The sequence below is a fragment of the Nonomuraea recticatena genome (assembly GCF_039533245.1).
Lineage (GTDB): Bacteria > Actinomycetota > Actinomycetes > Streptosporangiales > Streptosporangiaceae > Nonomuraea > Nonomuraea roseola.
Genome location: NZ_BAAATE010000014.1, coordinates 32,216 through 48,394, shown reverse-complemented (window position 1 = coordinate 48,394; position 16,179 = coordinate 32,216). Strand labels below are relative to the sequence as shown.

Here is a 16,179-nt window from a genome sequence, read left to right as displayed (position 1 = left end):
GCGCGTCGCTACGCGGTGACCTCGACGAGTTCGACGTCGAGCAGGTCGGCCAGGGCGCGCAGCTCGGCGACGCGGTGCCCGGTGCCGAGCGCCCAGTGATGCGAGATGCCGGTCGCGCTCCACGCGTCGGTCCACTCGCCGGGGTCGCGGCCGAAGTCCACCCTGGAGGTGGTGTTGCCGATCTTCAGATGCGGGCCGTCCACGGTGACGCCCTCGGAGGCGACGAACCCGAACCGGCCGTCGCGCCGCTGCAGCAGGCCGAAGGCGGTCACGGGGCCGTGCGCGACGTCGAACTCCACCGACACGCCCCAGCCGCGCTTGCCGTGGTAGACGCCGAGGCCGCGCAGCAGCGGCCGCTTGGCGCTGATCGCCAGGTGGGCGGGGCCGTCGTGCCCCATCTCCACATGACCGCGCAGGAAGTCCAGCGCCTGCAGCTCCGTGAACGACCCGCCGGCGCCCAGCCTGTCCATGATCAGCATGGCCAGCGAGGTGCGCAGCTCGTACTCGCCCGCCGCGGGCACCCCGCGCGCCGTCAGCAGCGAGGCGCCGAGGATCATGCCAGCGCCCAGCCGCTCGTGGACCTCGCCCTCCAGCCCGCGGTGGTAGTAGGCCAGGCTGTCCAGCTCGAAGTCGGCCACCAGGCGGTCGAGGCCGACGGAGACCTTCGCCGCCCAGTTGAAGTCCTCGTCCACGACCGAGGCGTCCACGTCGAAGATCTCCGCCGCCTCGCGCGCCCTCGCCGCCGTCTCGGCCTCGGTGACCTTCTCCACCCGTACCCGCAGGTCGTCGAATTCCAGCACCTCGACGTGCCCGCCGAAGTTGGCGGGCACCAGCGTCAGGTCGGTCGAGACGTCCAGCATGCCGGGGTAGAGGTGTCCCATCAGGCCGTGCCTGCCGTGGCGCAGCGCAGCGCGCACCCCCGCCGCCTTCACCCAGCGCTCGATGCGCGCCCATGCACGCTCGTCCTCCAGGTAGCCGGAGACCGAGCGGAAGGGGATGCCCGCGCGGGTGAACGTGTTGGCCATCTCGGGCAGCGGGCAGGCTCCGCAGTAGGCCAGCCACTGGCCGGTGTCGAAGCTGTCGTGATCCATCGCCTCGGTGGGCTGCAGGTTGATCAGCAGCACCGGCGCGCCACTGCGCTGGGCCACCGGCAGCAGCATCGTGGCGGTCATGTAGGTGGTCAGGAACCCCACGATCAGGTCGCATCCCGCCGCGCGCAGCCGCTCGGCGGCGGCCGCGCCCTCCTGCGCGTCGGAGATGAAGCCGACGTCGACGACCTCGCACCCGAACGTGCGCATCCGTTCCGACACGCGCGCGGCCGAGCGCTGGAGCTGGGGGAGCAGGTCGGGGAACTGGGGCCAGTAGGCGCCGAGTCCGCCCGCGACGAGTCCGATTCTCATGACGATTCCTCCAGGGGGTGGACGGTGCGCAGGCGGACGGGGCCGAACAGGCCCGTCGCCCGCTGACCGGGGAAGACGAAGTGCGTGGGGCTGACGGAGTCGAGGTAGGGGGCCAGGGTGCCGAGCACGAGGATCTCGATCGTGTTCGCGCCCTCGCCGAGGCCGAGCTCGAAGGTGTACGGCGCGCAGATCCGCACGCCCACCGTGGCGCCGTTGACGGTGACCTCCGTGGTGCCCCGTACCCGGCCGAGGTCGAGAACGGCCGGCGTGGCGGCGGGCGCGTGGACGGTGGTCGTGTAGCGGACGCCGCCGCTGTACCCGGACAGGCCGTGCGACTCCCAGTCGCCCAGCGGCATCCGGCCTGGTCCGCACGCGAACCTGACGGGCCCCGCCAGCGCGGCGCCGCCCTCGAGGCCCGGCCTCGCCGCGACGGTGAGCTCGGCCCTCGTGGCCAGGCCGTCCAGGACGGCGGGCAGGTCGTGGGCCACGCCGTCGACGACGAGCTGGGCAGGGCCGTGGGTGTCGACGTCCACGCGGACGGCTCCCGGCGGCAGGTCCAGCAGGAAGCGCCCCACGGAGGCGTGCTCGGAGGCGTGCTCGGAGACCGGCCCTTCGGCGGCCGGAGCCGCCCGAGATCCTGCCCCGGGATCGATCCCGGCATCGGCCAGGGGAGCGGCCCGGGCGTCGGCCCTGCGATCGATCCGGGCGGCGGCGTCACGCGGGCGGGTGAAACCGGCGGGCAGCGCGGTGTCGCGGCCGTCGATCCAGCCCGCGCCGGGCAGCGGATGCGGCCGGGGCGACAGGTGCAGCGCGGCCGGGTCGCCGTGCTGGCGCCGCCGTACGAGCGGGCCTTGGCCGCCCTCCGGTCTCCTCCAGCCGGGACCTGACACGGCCAGGCCGTCCACCAGGACCTCGCCCTGGCACTCCAGCCTGACGGTGTTCGGCCCAGGGCGCAGCAGGGGGGTGAGGTCGTAGCGGCGCACCCGCGGGATGTCGGCCTCGGCGTAGGGGTCGAAGCCGCCCTGGCGGCCCGCCTCCCGCCCGTTCACCAGCACCAGGCAGGGCGAGGTGGAGGCGACCTGGAGGACGCCGCCGCCGCTCTCGCCGTCCACGACCGTCTCCACCACGGGGCCCGCGATCCACTCGGGCCTGCGGACAAGGGCGGGGTCGGCGGTGAAGGAGACGTGGGCGCGCAGGGTGAGCTCCTCGTCGGGCACGAGGCGCACCTCCAGGAGGTGCTCACCTGCCCCGACGGGCAGTGCGCTCACGGCGAGGTAGCCGGCGTCGTCGAGGGGCAGCTCCACTCCGTCCAGCAGGACCGCCTTCGCCGCCGCCGCGCCCACGACCAGCCACGCCTCGCCCGGCGTGGTGACCAGCGCGCGGAAGCGGCAGTCCGTGCCCGCCTCCACGCGGCCGAAGTCGAGGAACTCCTCGGGCACGTGCCCCTTCGGGCCCAGCGTGTCGCGGTGGACGCGATCCTTGCGCAGCCCTCTGGAGTCCGACCAGACCGACGGCCGCCACGCGCCGGCGCCGATCCGCTGCTCGCCGCGCGGGCCGAACGTCGCGTGCACCGGCTCGCCCTCGGGCGTCGCCAGCGTCCAGCGCTCGACGGCCGCGCTGGTGGCGAAGTCGCCCCACGTGTCGTCCATGGTCGGCACCAGCTCGACGGCCCACTCGGCGCCGAGGTCCACCTCGTGCGGGTACGGCTCGCGCGCCCGCTCGACGGGCACGTCCTCGCCGGTGAACAGCAGCATCGCGGCGGGGCCCTCGTCGAACGGGACGACCACCTCCACGACGCCGTCCACGACGGTGTGCGGCAGCGGCCGCGGCGTCCCGCCGAACGGGCTCGCCAGCAGCGGCGTGCCGGTGACGTCCCTGACCCTGACCCGCATGTGCCTGCGGTAGCGGTCCTGGTCGAAGTCGACGGTGGCGTCCAGCCAGCCCAGCTCGACGCCGCGCTCCTGAGGCCGTCCCACCCCGATCTCGCTCGCCCTGGGGAAGGCGGCGGTCAGGAAGACGAGCGTCGTGCCGTCCACCTCGCGCACCAGCGGAGGGACCGGCGCCTCCACCCTGGGTTCCAATCCGGCCAGCGCCTCGCCCAGCCCGTCGGCGGAGGCCACGAACCGCGCCTTGCCGAAGGGCTCACCGACGGCGATCAGCAGGCCGCCGTCCTCGGCGAAGGCCTCCAGACGCGCGGTGCACTCCTCGTCCAGGGCGGTGAGCGCGGGCAGGATGATCACGCCGTACGACTCCGTCGACACCTTCAGCCGTCCGTCCTCGACGACGGCGCGCTCGAGGGAGTCCTCGTCGATCACGTCGGCGTCCAGGCCGAGCAGGTCCAGAGCGCCGGGCACCGTCTGGAACCAGGCCATGTCCCCGACGAGGTCCCTGTAGACCCGCTGCGCCCGCTCCGCCTCCCGTGTGGCCCCGCCGAGGGACACGCCCCGCTGGACGGTGGTCGTCGGGAACAGCACCGCGATGTCGCACACGTGACGGCCCAGGGACAGCGCCGCGCACATGCGGGTCACCGCGTCGGCGAAGACCCTGTGATGCCGCCAGTACGGCTGCCGCCAGTCCGTCGAGGGCGGTGCCCACTCCCACCAGCCGGCCCTGGTCGTGTAGTAGACGGCGTGCGGGTTGTACAGGTTGGCCCCCGCCCGCAGCCATGGCAGCAGCCAGTCGAGGGTCTCCTCGAGGGTGCCGCCCCATCCGCTGGAGTGGAACGCCTCGATCCACGTGCGCGGCCGGCCGTACAGGTGGGCGAGGGAGGAGTGCAGGCGGGCGTCGCCGTGGTGGTCGGAGCCAGGGGCGCTGAACCAGCGGTGCGTGCGGGTGTAGTCGGCGTAGAGCTCGACGCCCTCCAGCGGGTGCCCTGCCCTGGCAGGGTCCTGCTGGTCGCAGCCGCTGAGCAGCCCGTGCCTTTCGTGCCACTCGGCCAGCGGCCTGAAGAAGGCCTCCTCGGCCAGCTCGGCCCTGGTCCTGTGGTAGCCGTGCCAGTCGGGCTCCTCCAGGCGGAACTCGTGCCCCCTGCGGGCCCTGAACTCCTCGGCGAAGGAGGCCGACCAGGTCGGCATCGACGGCAGCTCGTCCTGGAACGAGCCGACGATCACACGGCCGAACCAGTGGCCGAGACGTCGCTCGAACTCGCCGTGCACCCGGTCGAGCAGGACGGCGCAGGCCGTACGGGACAGGTAGTCGAAGCCGCGCGTGCTCACCGTGCCGTCGCCGGCCAGCCACTGACCGGCGAACTCGGGATGCTCCTGCACCAGGCGGGCCTGCAGGTCCGCGCCCGAGAAGCCGAGCTGGTCGTAGAACCACAGGTAGGCGCCGAGCTCCGAGGCGTCCTCGCAGACGCCGTCGAACAGCTCCCACCACGCCTCCGACAGGAACGGCGGGTCGTCGGCGTCGGCGCCGAACAGCGGGCCCGAGGGGGCGAGGTTCAGGACGACCAGGTTGTGCACCCCGCCGCTCACCAGGCGTTCCATCTGCCAGCGCAGCCGGTCGCGGCGCAGCGGCTCGCCGCTCCACCACCAGATGGCGGCGGGGGAGTGGCTGCGCGGCGGCTCGGCCAGCACGTCGAACAGGCTCATCCCTTGAGCCCCGAGGAGAAGCCCTTGATCACGTAGCGCTGGAGCACGAGGAAGACCAGCACGATCGGCAGCGCGCCCATGACCAGTCCCGCGAACACGAGGCCGTAGTCGGAGACGTACTGCCCGACGAAGGAGAAGACGCTGACGGGAACGGTCTCGAAGCCGGAGCCGCCGAGATACAGCAGGGGCGTGAAGAAGTCGTTCCAGATGAACACCGCGTTGAGGATCAGCACGGTGCCGGTGATCGGCCGCAGCAGGGGGAAGACGACCCTGGTGAAAGCGGTCAGATGGGAGGCGCCGTCGATCTGGGCGGCGCTGGCGTACTCACGGGGGAGCGCGCGGATGAACCCGGTGTAGAGGAAGACCGTGAACGGCAGCTGCACGCCGGTGTAGAAGAGGATCATCCCCGCGTGCGTGCCGATCAGGCCGAGGTCGGTGACCAGCCGGTAGAGCGGGATCATGCCCAGCTGGAACGGCAGCACGATGCCGAGCAGGAACAGCACGTAGAGCCCGTAGCCCAGGCGGGTGTGCGCGCGGGCCAGGAAGTAGGCGGCGAACGAGCCGAGCCCGATCAGCGCGACCAGGCTGACCACGGTGATCACGGTGCTGTTCACCAGCGAGGGGGCGAGGGCCGCGGCCGACCAGGCCTTGGCGAAGTTGTCGCCCGTCGGCGGATTCGGCAGCGCCAGCGGCGTCTGCGAGAGCTGGGCCGGATCCTTCAGCGACAGCGTGACCAGCGCGTAGACGGGGAACATGAACGCCACGGCCGCCGCGATCATCACGACCTCCAGCAGGAAGGTCCTCCTCACTGGGCCACCTCCCTGGAGCGCAGGTAGTAGATCTGGACGAGCGAGACCGCGGCCACGAACAGCGCCAGCACCAGCGCGATCGCCGTGCTGTAGCCGAACTTGCCGAACACGAACGCCTGCTTGTACAGCACGGTCGACAGGGTCTCCGTCGCGTAGCCCGGGCCGCCGTTCGTGGCGGCGAAGACCTGGTCGAACAGCTTGAGGCCGCCGATCGTGGAGAGCATCAGGTTGATCGTGAGCGCGGGGGCGAGCAGCGGCCAGGTCACGTACCTGAAGCGCTGGAGCGTGCCCGCGCCGTCGATCATGGCCGCCTCGTGCAGTTCGGCGGGGATGCCCTCGAGGCCGGCGAGGAAGATGACCATCGAGTAGCCGGCGTACTGCCACACGACCATCCCCGCGATCGACCACAGCGCGACCGACGGGTCGCCCAGCCAGTCGACCTCCAGGCCGAGCAGGCCGTTGAGTCCTGCCGACGGGTCGGGGTTGTAGACGTACTTCCACAGGAAGGCGACCATGACGGGGCTGACGACGACGGGCGCGAAGAAGATCACCCTGAGCAGCGCGCGGCTCTTCAGCTTCGCGTGCACGCCGAGCGCCAGGAGCAGGCCCAGGCCGTTCTGCACGACCACGATCGCCAGCGTCAGCAGGAGCGTGTTGCCGAGCGAGCCCATGGCCTGCTCGTCGTTCAGGATGGCCCGGAAGTTCGCCGCCCCGACGAAGGACATGCCCTCGCCGATGCCGCTCCAGTCGGTGAAGGCGTAGAGCACGCCCGCGACGCTCGGATAGAGCACCACCACCGCGTAGACCAGCAGAGCGGGCGCGGCGAACAGCCAGGAGGGCGACAGCGCGGAGAATCGCTTGATCACTTCTGGTACGCCTCGTCCATCTTCTTCAGCGCCTCGTCGATCGTCGCCTTGCCGGCCAGCAGCTCCTGGACGACCGCGAAGTGGACGGGCTGCACCTCGGCGTTGGGCCACCGCTGGTCCATGAACGGCACCGCCCTGTCCTTGGTGAACGGCAGGAAGGACTCCACCGCGGGGTCGATCGTCGAGCTCGCGTCCTGGGTGAGCGGGATGGCCGAGATCGCCTTGGCCCAGCTGTTGATGCTCTCCTGCCTGCCGAGGAAGTCGATGAAGGCCTTGGCCTCCTCGACGCTCCTGCCCTTCGCGGCGGCGCCGAGGCCGACCACGACACCCGCGGGGATCCACACCTGGTCGGCGCTGTCGGCGCCGGGCACGGGGAACATCGACAGGTCATCAGGGCTGGAGGCCGACTTGCGGAAGTCGGGCAGCACGGCCGACACCTGGACGGCCATGGCGGCCCTGCCCGTCGCCACCATGGAGATCTGCTGCTCGAAGGTGGTCCCGTTCGGCTTGTCGTTGAAGAAGCCCCGCTCGCTCAGCTCCAGGTACATCTCCATGGCCTGCCGCCAGCCGGACTGGGCGAAGCTGGTCTGCCCCGCCAGCTGCTTGTCGTCGAAGGCGGGGTCCTTGGCGTAGACGGTCGAGGGGACCAGCGCGTAGGTGATGAGCTGGGTGACCCACGGGGTCTGGGCGCCCAGCGCGATGGGTGTGACCCCCGCCTTCTTCAGCTTGTCGCAGAGCGCCAGGAACTCCGTCCAGGTGGTCGGGGGCGCCTCGACTCCGGCCTTCTCGAAGACCTTCTTGTTGTAGATCGCGCCGATGACCGACGAGCCGGCCGAGTACATCATGGTCTTGCCCTCCATCTGGAGGGCGGGCTTGAAGCCGGTGGGGATCGTGCCGGTCCACGACTGGGCCGACAGGTCGGCCAGCAGCCCGGCTCCGGCGATCTGCGACATCGACATCGCGCTGCCGTTGCCGGGGTAGACGACGTGCAGGTCGGGCGCGTTGCCCGCGCCGAGCTGGGTGCGCAGCGAGGTCTGCACCTGGTCGGTCGGGGCGTACGACGCGGTGAGGCGCACGCCGGGCTTCACCTTCTGGTAGGCCGCCAGCAGCGCGTCCATCGGCGCCTTCTGGTCGGCCACTCCCACGAACTTCAGGTCGACGGCGGCGGCGGCGCCCGTGCCGCCGCTGGTCGCCGTGGTGGTCTGCGGCCTGGTCGAGCAGGCGGTCGCCGCGGCGGCCACCGCGAGCCCGCCCATCATGCGGAAGAACTGGCCGCGGCTCATCCTGGCGCGCTGGAGGTCGGTCATGGTGTGTCTCCTCGGACTGATGCGAAATGGTGGTCCCCCGAGGGCACCCGATGGGTCTGGCCATCGGGCAGGTGCACGGTCGCCGAGGCGCCGGGCGGGACGCTCACGTCCAGGAGGAAGCCCTGGCTCGTGCGCTCCCATGAGACGGCGATCCGTCCCCGCACGGATTCGTAGGAGGCCCGCGCCCAGGTCAGGTCTCCGGGAAGAGGACGGATCACCAGGTCGCGATAGGCCACCGAGCCCCGCGCCTGGCTGATCCCCGCCACGCCGGAGTAGAGCCACTCGCCGACCGATCCGAACGCGTAGTGGTTGAAGGAGTTCATCGAGGGCGCTCCTTCGCCGTCCCATCGCTCCCACACCGTCGTGGCTCCGTGGCGTACCTGGTAGAGCCAGGACGGCGGGTCCGTACGGCGGAGCAGCGCGTGCGCCAGGTCCGGCCTGCCGGTCGCCGACAGGACGGGGCACAGCAGATTGACCCCGAGGAAGCCGGCCTGAGGGCCGTGCTCCTGCACCAGCTCGGCCAGCCGCCGCGCCGCTCCGGGGGCGAGCGACGAGGGCAGCAGGCCGAAGGCGAGGGCGAGCAGGTAGCCGGTCTGGGTGTCGCCCGAGACCGTGCCGTCGGGGTGTGCGAACGTTTTAATAAAGGCTGTGCGAATGTCGGCGGCGAGTCGCTCGAAGCGCTCCGCGTCGGCATGCCTGCCTCGGACCCGCGCCGCCCTGGCGGTCAGGTCGGCGCTGCGGTGGAAGAACGCGGTGGCCACGACCTCGCGAGGCGTGGCGGGGCCGGGGGCCAGCCAGTCGGCGTAGTGCGGTCCTGTCCGCTGCCTCCAGATCAGGTCGGGGTTGTGACGCAGCACGAAGTCGACCCAGGCGCCCATCGAGTCGACGTCGAGGAACCTGGCGTCGCCGTACACCTCGTACAGGTGCCATGGGACGAGCACACCGGCGTCCGCCCAGCCCGGCGCGCCCTCCTCCGCGACCCCTGTCAGCCGGGGCGCGACGTTGGGGAAGCCGCCCTCGGGGGTCTGCGCGTCGCGCACGTCGTGCAGCCACTTGGTGAAGAAGGCGGCCACGTCGGCGTTGAGGCAGGCCGTCGGCAGGAACACCTGCGCGTCGGCCATCCAGCCGAGCCGCTCGTCGCGCTGGGGGCAGTCGGTGGGGACGCTGACGAAGTTGCCGCGCTGTCCCCACTCGATGTTGCTCTGCAACTGGTTGATCTCGGGGTCCGAGCACTCGAACGCGCCCGTCCACCGGGTGTCGCTGTGCAGGACCACCGCTCTGACCTCGCCCAGGCTCTCCAGCCCGTCGATCTCGGCGTAGCGGAAGCCGTGGTAGGTGAAGCGCGGCTCGAACAGCGCCTCGCCGCCTGCCGTGATCAGCACGTCGGTGGCGTCGGCGGTGCGCAGGTTCGCGGTGTGCAGGCCGCCGTCCTCCTCGAGCCTCTCCCCGTGCCTGACGGTGACGCGGGTGCCCGGATCCTGGGCGGGTACGGCCAGGCGGACCCTGCCGGCGAGGTTCTGCCCGAAGTCCACCAGGTGCGTGCGGGGGCCCGTCCTGGTGATCGAGAGAGGCGGCAGCTCGCGCAGCGCCCTGACCGGCTCGTCGCACGAGGGCACGAGCAGGTGGTGATCGGCGCCCCGCACGGTGACGGGAGTCCATGAGGAGTCGTCGAAGCCGGGGGAGTCCCAGCCCGGCGTGGCGGCGCGCAGGTCGTGGCACTCGCCCTTCAGCAGGTCGCCGTGGCGGATGTGCCCCTGCGCCGTGCGCCAGGTCCCGTCGGTCATCACGACTCTGGCCGAGCCGTTGGCGAGGGTCAGGTGCAGCTCGGCGATGAGCTCGGGGAAGCGGCCGTAGTGGTAGCCGGGCCTGCGCGGGTCGAAGCCGGTGAAGCCGCTCCACCAGCCGTCGGCGATCGTGAAGGCCAGCACGTTCTCGCCCTCGCCGACCAGCCGCGTCACGTCGTGGACCTGGTACGGGATGCGCCGCCGGTAGTCGGTCCAGCCGGGGGCGAGTTCGGCGTCGGCCGCCCTCTCGCCGTTGATCCTGGCGTCGTAGAGACCCTTGGCGCTGACGTAGAGGCGGGCCGCGGTGACGGCGCCGGGCACCTGGAAGCTCCTGCGCAGCTGCGGGCAGGGGAGCAGCCCGTGCGCGCTCAGCGCCCTGTCGCCCTCGGTGGGCGGGTCCACGTGCTCGACCGCGTCGGGGTCCGGCGCGATCCACGAGGCGGTCCATGCGTCGTGGGCGGTCTCGAACCAGGACTCGGCCGAGCTGGTGGAGCCGGCGGCGTCCCAGAGGGTGACCCGCCAGGTGTGGCGTGTCCTGGGGCGCAGCCGTGGCCCGTCGTAGAGGTGGCTGATCGCGGCGGGGTCGTCGACGCGCCCCGTCGACCACAGATCGCCGATCTCGACCTGGTACGCGACGGGGTCGGCCCCTTCGAGCCGCCAGGCCAGCAGCGGCGCGCTCGCCACGCCGAGCGGCGTGGTGCGGTGGTCGCATCGCAGGTCGTGAGGCAGAGCTGATCCCATGGTCACCTCCTCTCAAGTGTGTTAAATCTAACTTGAGTTCTTGTGATGTTGTGATTACCGGGAGGCTACGAGTCGCCTCCACGGGTGTCAAGAGTCCCTTTCGCGCGAGACGCTCGATGGTCTGGGATATTCGCAGCGGAGAGGCGGCGGACGGGAGAGTGCACAGGTGAGTTCACGTCAGCGCGTCAACGCGGGCGCGGCCAGACGGCAGGCGATGGCCGAGCTCGTGGTGCGCAGGGGGACGGCGTCGGTGGCCGAACTCGCCGAGAGCTTCGGGGTGAGCGTGATGACCGTCCACCGCGACCTCGACGAGCTGGAGCGGCAGGGGATGGTGCGCAAGTTCCGGGGCGGGGTGACGGCGCAGGCCTCGAACGTCTTCGAGAGCAACATCGCCTACCGGCTCACCGCCCACCTGGCCGAGAAGGAGGCGATCGGCAGGCACGTCGCCGGGCTGATCGAGCCCGGCAGCTCGGTCATGATCGACGACTCCACGACCGCGCTGGCCGTGGCCCGTCACCTCGGCGAGGCGGCCCCGCTGACCGTCGTGACGAACTTCCTCGAGGCCATCAGGCTGCTGGCGGGCGCTCCCGGCATCAGGCTCATGGCGCTCGGCGGCGAGTACCACGCCTCCCACGACTCCTTCCTCGGCGTGGCCTGCGTCGACGCGGTCGAGGCGATGAGCACCGACCTGCTCGTGGTGTCGACCTCGGCGATCTCCGACAGCTACGCCTTCCACCAGGAGCAGGAGATCGTGCTGGTGAAGCGGGCGATGCTGCGCTCGGCCTCCCGCAGCATCCTCGCCGTCGACCACTCCAAGCTCGAACGGGTGGCGCTGCACAGGGTGGCCCCCCTCGACGACTTCGACCTCGTCGTGGTCGACTCGCGCACCCCTGACGACGCCGTGCGGCGCCTGCGCGAACGCCACCACAACGTCGAGGTGGCGCAGGTGTGAAGAGGCTGTGAATTTAACTTAGGTCTTGTTAAATCAACATCACTCTTGCTACAAAGTGTGGGCTCCCGTCCCCTCCCCCCTGGGAGACCCATGGACCGCCGCTCCTTTTTCGGATTAGGCGGGGCCGCCATGGCCCTGGCCTTCACCACGAACCTGGCCGACCCCTGGACGGCCGAGTCGGCCGCCGCCCGATCGGCCGACTACCCCTTCCAGCTCGGCGTCGCGTCAGGCGACCCCCTGCCCGACAGCGTGATCCTCTGGACCAGGCTGGCCTCCAGACCGCTCGAACCGCTGGGCGGCATGCCGCACCGCAAGATCAGAGTCGAGTGGGAGCTCGCCGAGGACGAGGGGTTCACCCGGCGCGCCAAGCACGGCGCCGCATGGGCCCTTCCCGAGTACGGCCACTCCGTCCACGTCGACGTGAAGGGCCTGCGGCCCGGCCGCGACTACTTCTACCGGTTCAGGACAGGCGGCGAGCTCAGCCCGGTCGGCAGGACCAGGACCGCGCCCGCCCTGGGCAGCAGCCCCGAGGCGCTGACGCTGGCCTTCGCCTCCTGCGCCTCGTGGCAGGACGGCTTCTACACCGCCTACGGCCACCTGGCCGCCGAACGGCCCGACGTCGTCATCCACCTCGGCGACTACATCTACGAGTACGGGATCGTCGCGAGCGGAGGCAACCGCGCGACGCCCGTGCCCGACCAGTTCAGGGTGCAGTGCGACACCCTCGACCGCTACCGCATCCAGTACGGCCTCTACAAGAGCGATCCCGACCTGATGGCCGCCCACGCGGCGGCGCCGTGGATCGTCACGTGGGACGACCACGAGGTGCTCGACAACTGGGCGGGGGTCCACGGCCCTGGTGGCGAGGTCACCGAGCAGGACTACCTGGTCATCAGGGCCAACGCCTTCCGCGCCTACTGGGAGAACCTGCCCATCAGGGTGCCGGTCGTGCGGGGCCCCGACGCCCGCGTCCACCGCAGGTTCACCTTCGGCGACCTGGCCGAGTTCAACGTGCTCGACACCCGTCAGTACCGTGACGACCAGGTCTGCGGCGACGGCCAGCAGTACGACTGCGCCGAAAGGCTCGACCCCTCGCGCCAGATGCTCGGCGCCGAGCAGGAGAAGTGGCTGCTGGACGGCCTGGGGGAGTCGAGGGCCAGATGGAACGTGCTGGCTCAGCAGATCGCCATGTGCCAGCTCGACTACGACCCCGCCCCCGCGCAGCGGCTCAGCATGGACCTCTGGGACGGCTACAAGGCGGCCAAGGACCGTGTGCTCACCGGCATGGTCGAGCGGAAGGTGCGCAACCCCATCGTGCTCACCGGCGACATCCATTACAACCTCGCGGGCGAGCTGAAGACCGACTTCGACGACCCCTCCGCCCCCGTCGTCGGCGTGGAGTTCGTCGGCACCTCCATCAGCAGCGGCGGCAACGGCAATCCGGCGACGGGCCTGCCCCCTGGCGGCTCCGACCCGGTCAACCCGCACATCAGGTTCTCCAGCTACCAGCGCGGCTACGTCTCCTGCTCGGTCACCAGGAGCCAGTGGAGGTCGGACTACAAGGTGGTCCCCTACGTCACCAGGCCGGGCGCACCCGTCTCGACCAGGGCCAGCCTGGTGGCGCTCGACGGCGTGCCCGGCCTGCACGCGCTCTAGGAAGGAGCCAGGCACATGAGACATCTCGCCGCGGCGCTGACCGTCGCCGCCCTCACGCTCACCACGGGCGCCGCCGCCCTGGCCGACAGGGACGATCCCGGGCCGGCCGTCCAGGCGCCCGAGCAGGATCTGCCGTCGGTCTCCTCGCTGAAGGTCACCCCCGGCACCAGCAAGGGGACGGGCAGGCTGATCCCGATCGCGGGGGCCGGGCTGCTCGTCGCGCCCCTGGGCGTGGACGCCGCTTGCCCCGCCAAGATCGAGATCGGCATGCGCAGCGACGCGGGCAAGCCCCGCTACGCCGACATGTCCGTCGAGATCGACGCGCCGCTGACCGCTTCGCGCTCCATGCTGTCCAGCTACCTGCCGCCCGGCTACGAACTCGGCGCGAAACTGCTGGTCGCCGTCCCGCCCTCCACCCCCAAGGGTGAGTACGGCCTGCGGCTCGAAGCGGGCAAGGAGCGGCTGGCCGTACCCGTGCGGGTGGTCGGCGTGGACGAGCTCGACAACGGCGGCAACCTCGCGCTCAGGCGGCCCGTCACCGCCTCCTCGCAGCACACCAACGCCAACTATCCGGCCTGCAGCGTCGTCGACGGCGACCGCAGCTCCAACGGCTGGGCCGGCGGCAACGGCTGGAACGACGCCACAGGCAGGCTCTGGCCCGACACGGTCGACATCGCGCTGGGCGGCGCCAGGAGCGTGACGCGCGTCGACCTCCACACCCTCGACACCGAACGCTATCCGGCCTCCTCGGTGGGCCTGCGCGACTGGGACGTCCAGGCCAGGGTGGAGGGCCAGTGGCGGACGGTCGCCCAGGTGCGCGGCAACACCAAGGGCAGCGCGCGCTCCGACTTCGCCGCCGTCACCACCGACGCGATCCGCGTCTCGGCGCTGGCCTCCAACGGCGCCAACGACTACACGCGCATCATCGAGGTGGAGATCTTCTGACACCCGTCAGGGCCGGCCCTGGCGCGGGACCGGCCCTGCGGGGGCAGCCGGGGGTCAGCCCAGGCCGTTCCTCATCGCGGTGATCAGCTCACCGTTGGTGGTGTCGCCGCTTAGCTCCCAGAAGAACGCGCCGCCGAGGCCCTGGCTCTTCGAGTAGCCCATCTTGCCGCCGATCGTGCTCGGCGTGTCGTAGCTCCACCACTGGTTGCCGCAGTGGGCGTAGGCCGTGCCGGCGACGGTGCCCGTGGCGGGGCAGCGGGTCTTGAGCACCTTGTAGTCCTCGATGCCCTGTTCGTAGGTGCCGGGCGCGGGGCCCGTGGCCGTGCCGCCCGGGGCGGCCTGGGTGACGCCGGTCCAGCCCCTGCCGTAGAAGCCGATGCCGAGCAGCAGCTTGCTCGCCGGGATGCCCTTGCTCTTGAGCTTCTGGATGGCGGCGTCGGAGTGGAAGCCCGCGATCGGGATGCCGGAGTAGGAGGTGAGGGGGGAGTGCGGGGCGGTCGGTCCCTGCGCCGCCCACGCGCCGAAGAAGTCGTAGGTCATGACGTTGTACCAGTCGACGTACTGGGCGGCGCCTCCGTAGTCGGCCGCGTCGATCTTGCCGCCGTCGGTGCCGTCGGCGGTGATGGCCGCGGTGACCAGGTTGCCCGAGCCGAAGCGGGTGCGCAGGGCCGACATCATGTTCCTGAACGCGGCGGGCCCGCTGGTGTCGCAGGTGAGGCCGCAGGCGTTCGGGTACTCCCAGTCGATGTCGATGCCGTCGAAGACGTCCGCCCAGCGCGGGTCCTCCACCAGGCGGTAGCACGACTCGGCGAAGGCCGCGGGGTTCTGCGCGGCCTGGCCGAAACCGCCCGACCAGGTCCAGCCGCCGAAGGAGAAGAGCACCTTGATGTGGGGGTACTTCTTCTTGAGCTTGCGCAGCTGGTTGAAGTTGCCGCGCAGGGCGCCGGCGTCCCAGGTGTCGGCGACGCCGTCCACGCTCTCGCCCGCCTGGTAGAAGCGGTCGTAGTCGGCGTAGCTGTCACCGATGGTGCACTGGCCGTTCTGCACGTTGCCGAAGGCGTAGTTGATGTGGGTCAGCTTGGCGGCCGAGCCGCTGGTGTCGATGTTCTTGACGTGGTAGCCGCGCTGGTAGACGCCCCACTGCACGAAGTAGCCGAGCACCTTGTCGCCCCCACCTCCGCCGCCGCCCGTGGTCGTGGCGGTGACGGCGGCGCTGGCGGCCGAGCGGTTGCCTGCGGCGTCTTTGGCGCGGACGGTGTAGGTGTAGGCGGTGTTGGCGCTCAGGCCGGTGTCGGTGTGGGTGGTGCCGGTGACGGTGGTGATGAGGGTGGTGCCGCGGTAGACCTCGTAGCCGGTGACGGCGACGTTGTCGGTGGAGGCGTTCCAGGCCAGGGCGACGGTGCTGGAGGTGACGCCGGTGGAGCGCAGGTTGCCCGGCACGGAAGGCGCGGTGGTGTCGCCTCCCCCGCCGCCCGTGGTCGTGGCGGTGACGGCGGCGCTGGCGGCCGAGCGGTTGCCTGCGGCGTCTTTGGCGCGGACGGTGTAGGTGTAGGCGGTGTTGGCGCTCAGGCCGGTGTCGGTGTGGGTGGTGCCGGTGACGGTGGTGATGAGGGTGGTGCCGCGGTAGACCTCGTAGCCGGTGACGGCGACGTTGTCGGTGGAGGCGTTCCAGGCCAGGGCGACGGTGCTGGAGGTGACGCCGGTGGAGCGCAGGTTGCCCGGCACCGACGGCGCGGTGGTGTCGCCGCCCCCGCCGCCCGTGGTCTTCCACAGCGCCGGGACGTTGGGCGGCTCCCAGCCGGGCTGGGAGGTGTGGCTCTGGCGGCACTCGTACTCGACACCGTTGTAGGTGACGCGGGCGCCCGCGGCGTAGGCGGTCCACGGGGCCCAGTCGGCGAAGGCCGCCGAGGCGCTGGATGCCGGGGCGCCGGAGAGGGCGGCGCCGTACGCGCCGGGTGGGGTGACGACCGCCGCGGTGAGCGGCAGGAGTAATGCCGCCAGCACCGCGAGGGCCTTGCTCGGGAGGGTGTTCTTCATGATGCTCCGCCATCCGGTAGGGGGTGTAGGGGGTGGGAGGGGAGGTCAGCGAGGAAACTATTAGTAAGGTTTCCTTTTAATTTGAGTTGACG

10 protein-coding genes are annotated in these 16,179 nt (G+C 71.2%); 3 read left to right on the top strand and 7 right to left on the bottom strand.

The features are described from left to right. Nucleotides 1-8 precede the first annotated feature (8 nt). The 6 genes from ABFX50_RS25640 to ABFX50_RS25615 are packed head-to-tail and all read right to left on the bottom strand — an operon-like array spanning nt 9 to nt 10,497. A complete protein-coding gene (locus tag ABFX50_RS25640; RefSeq protein ID WP_183644976.1) occupies nt 9-1,400 on the bottom strand; it encodes an L-fucose/L-arabinose isomerase family protein in 1,392 nt (463 codons plus the stop codon). Then, nucleotides 1,397-4,990, bottom strand: coding sequence for a hypothetical protein (locus ABFX50_RS25635; protein ID WP_346149890.1), 3,594 nt, complete (start codon nt 4,988-4,990; stop codon nt 1,397-1,399). The genes ABFX50_RS25640 and ABFX50_RS25635 overlap by 4 nt, the downstream gene beginning before the upstream one ends. Next, complete coding sequence (locus tag ABFX50_RS25630; RefSeq protein ID WP_312895395.1) at nt 4,987-5,799, bottom strand: carbohydrate ABC transporter permease; 813 nt, start codon at nt 5,797-5,799, stop codon at nt 4,987-4,989. Before ABFX50_RS25630 ends, ABFX50_RS25635 begins: the two co-directional genes overlap by 4 nt. Continuing rightward, a complete protein-coding gene (locus ABFX50_RS25625) occupies nt 5,796-6,665 on the bottom strand; it encodes a carbohydrate ABC transporter permease (RefSeq protein ID WP_346149889.1) in 870 nt (289 codons plus the stop codon). The genes ABFX50_RS25630 and ABFX50_RS25625 overlap by 4 nt, the downstream gene beginning before the upstream one ends. Further along, entirely contained in the window at nt 6,662-7,972 is a 1,311-nt protein-coding gene (locus ABFX50_RS25620; protein WP_346149888.1) for an extracellular solute-binding protein, read from the bottom strand. Before ABFX50_RS25620 ends, ABFX50_RS25625 begins: the two co-directional genes overlap by 4 nt. Next, nucleotides 7,969-10,497, bottom strand: a complete 2,529-nt coding sequence (locus ABFX50_RS25615) for a glycoside hydrolase family 78 protein (RefSeq protein ID WP_346149887.1) — start codon at nt 10,495-10,497, stop codon at nt 7,969-7,971. Before ABFX50_RS25615 ends, ABFX50_RS25620 begins: the two co-directional genes overlap by 4 nt. Before the next feature lie 166 nt (nt 10,498-10,663). On the opposite strand from ABFX50_RS25615, the gene ABFX50_RS25610 reads away from it, so the two are divergent. The 3 genes from ABFX50_RS25610 to ABFX50_RS25600 all read left to right on the top strand — a co-directional run bounded on the left by ABFX50_RS25610 (nt 10,664) and on the right by ABFX50_RS25600 (nt 14,050). Continuing rightward, nucleotides 10,664-11,449 carry a DeoR/GlpR family DNA-binding transcription regulator gene (locus ABFX50_RS25610; RefSeq protein WP_312895394.1) on the top strand — a complete coding sequence of 262 codons (786 nt, stop codon included), beginning with the start codon at nt 10,664-10,666 and terminating at the stop codon, nt 11,447-11,449. 129 nt (nt 11,450-11,578) lie between these two features. Further along, nucleotides 11,579-13,105, top strand: a complete 1,527-nt coding sequence (locus ABFX50_RS25605) for an alkaline phosphatase D family protein (protein WP_346149886.1) — start codon at nt 11,579-11,581, stop codon at nt 13,103-13,105. Nucleotides 13,106-13,120: 15 nt separating this feature from the next. Then, the gene (locus ABFX50_RS25600; RefSeq protein ID WP_346149885.1) at nt 13,121-14,050 is read left to right on the top strand and encodes a discoidin domain-containing protein; all 930 of its coding nucleotides are present in this window, start codon (nt 13,121-13,123) and stop codon (nt 14,048-14,050) included. 54 nt (nt 14,051-14,104) lie between these two features. On the opposite strand, the gene ABFX50_RS25595 is transcribed toward ABFX50_RS25600, so the two are convergent. After that, complete coding sequence (locus ABFX50_RS25595; RefSeq protein WP_344829406.1) at nt 14,105-16,087, bottom strand: glycosyl hydrolase family 18 protein; 1,983 nt, start codon at nt 16,085-16,087, stop codon at nt 14,105-14,107. Nucleotides 16,088-16,179: the final 92 nt, after the last annotated feature.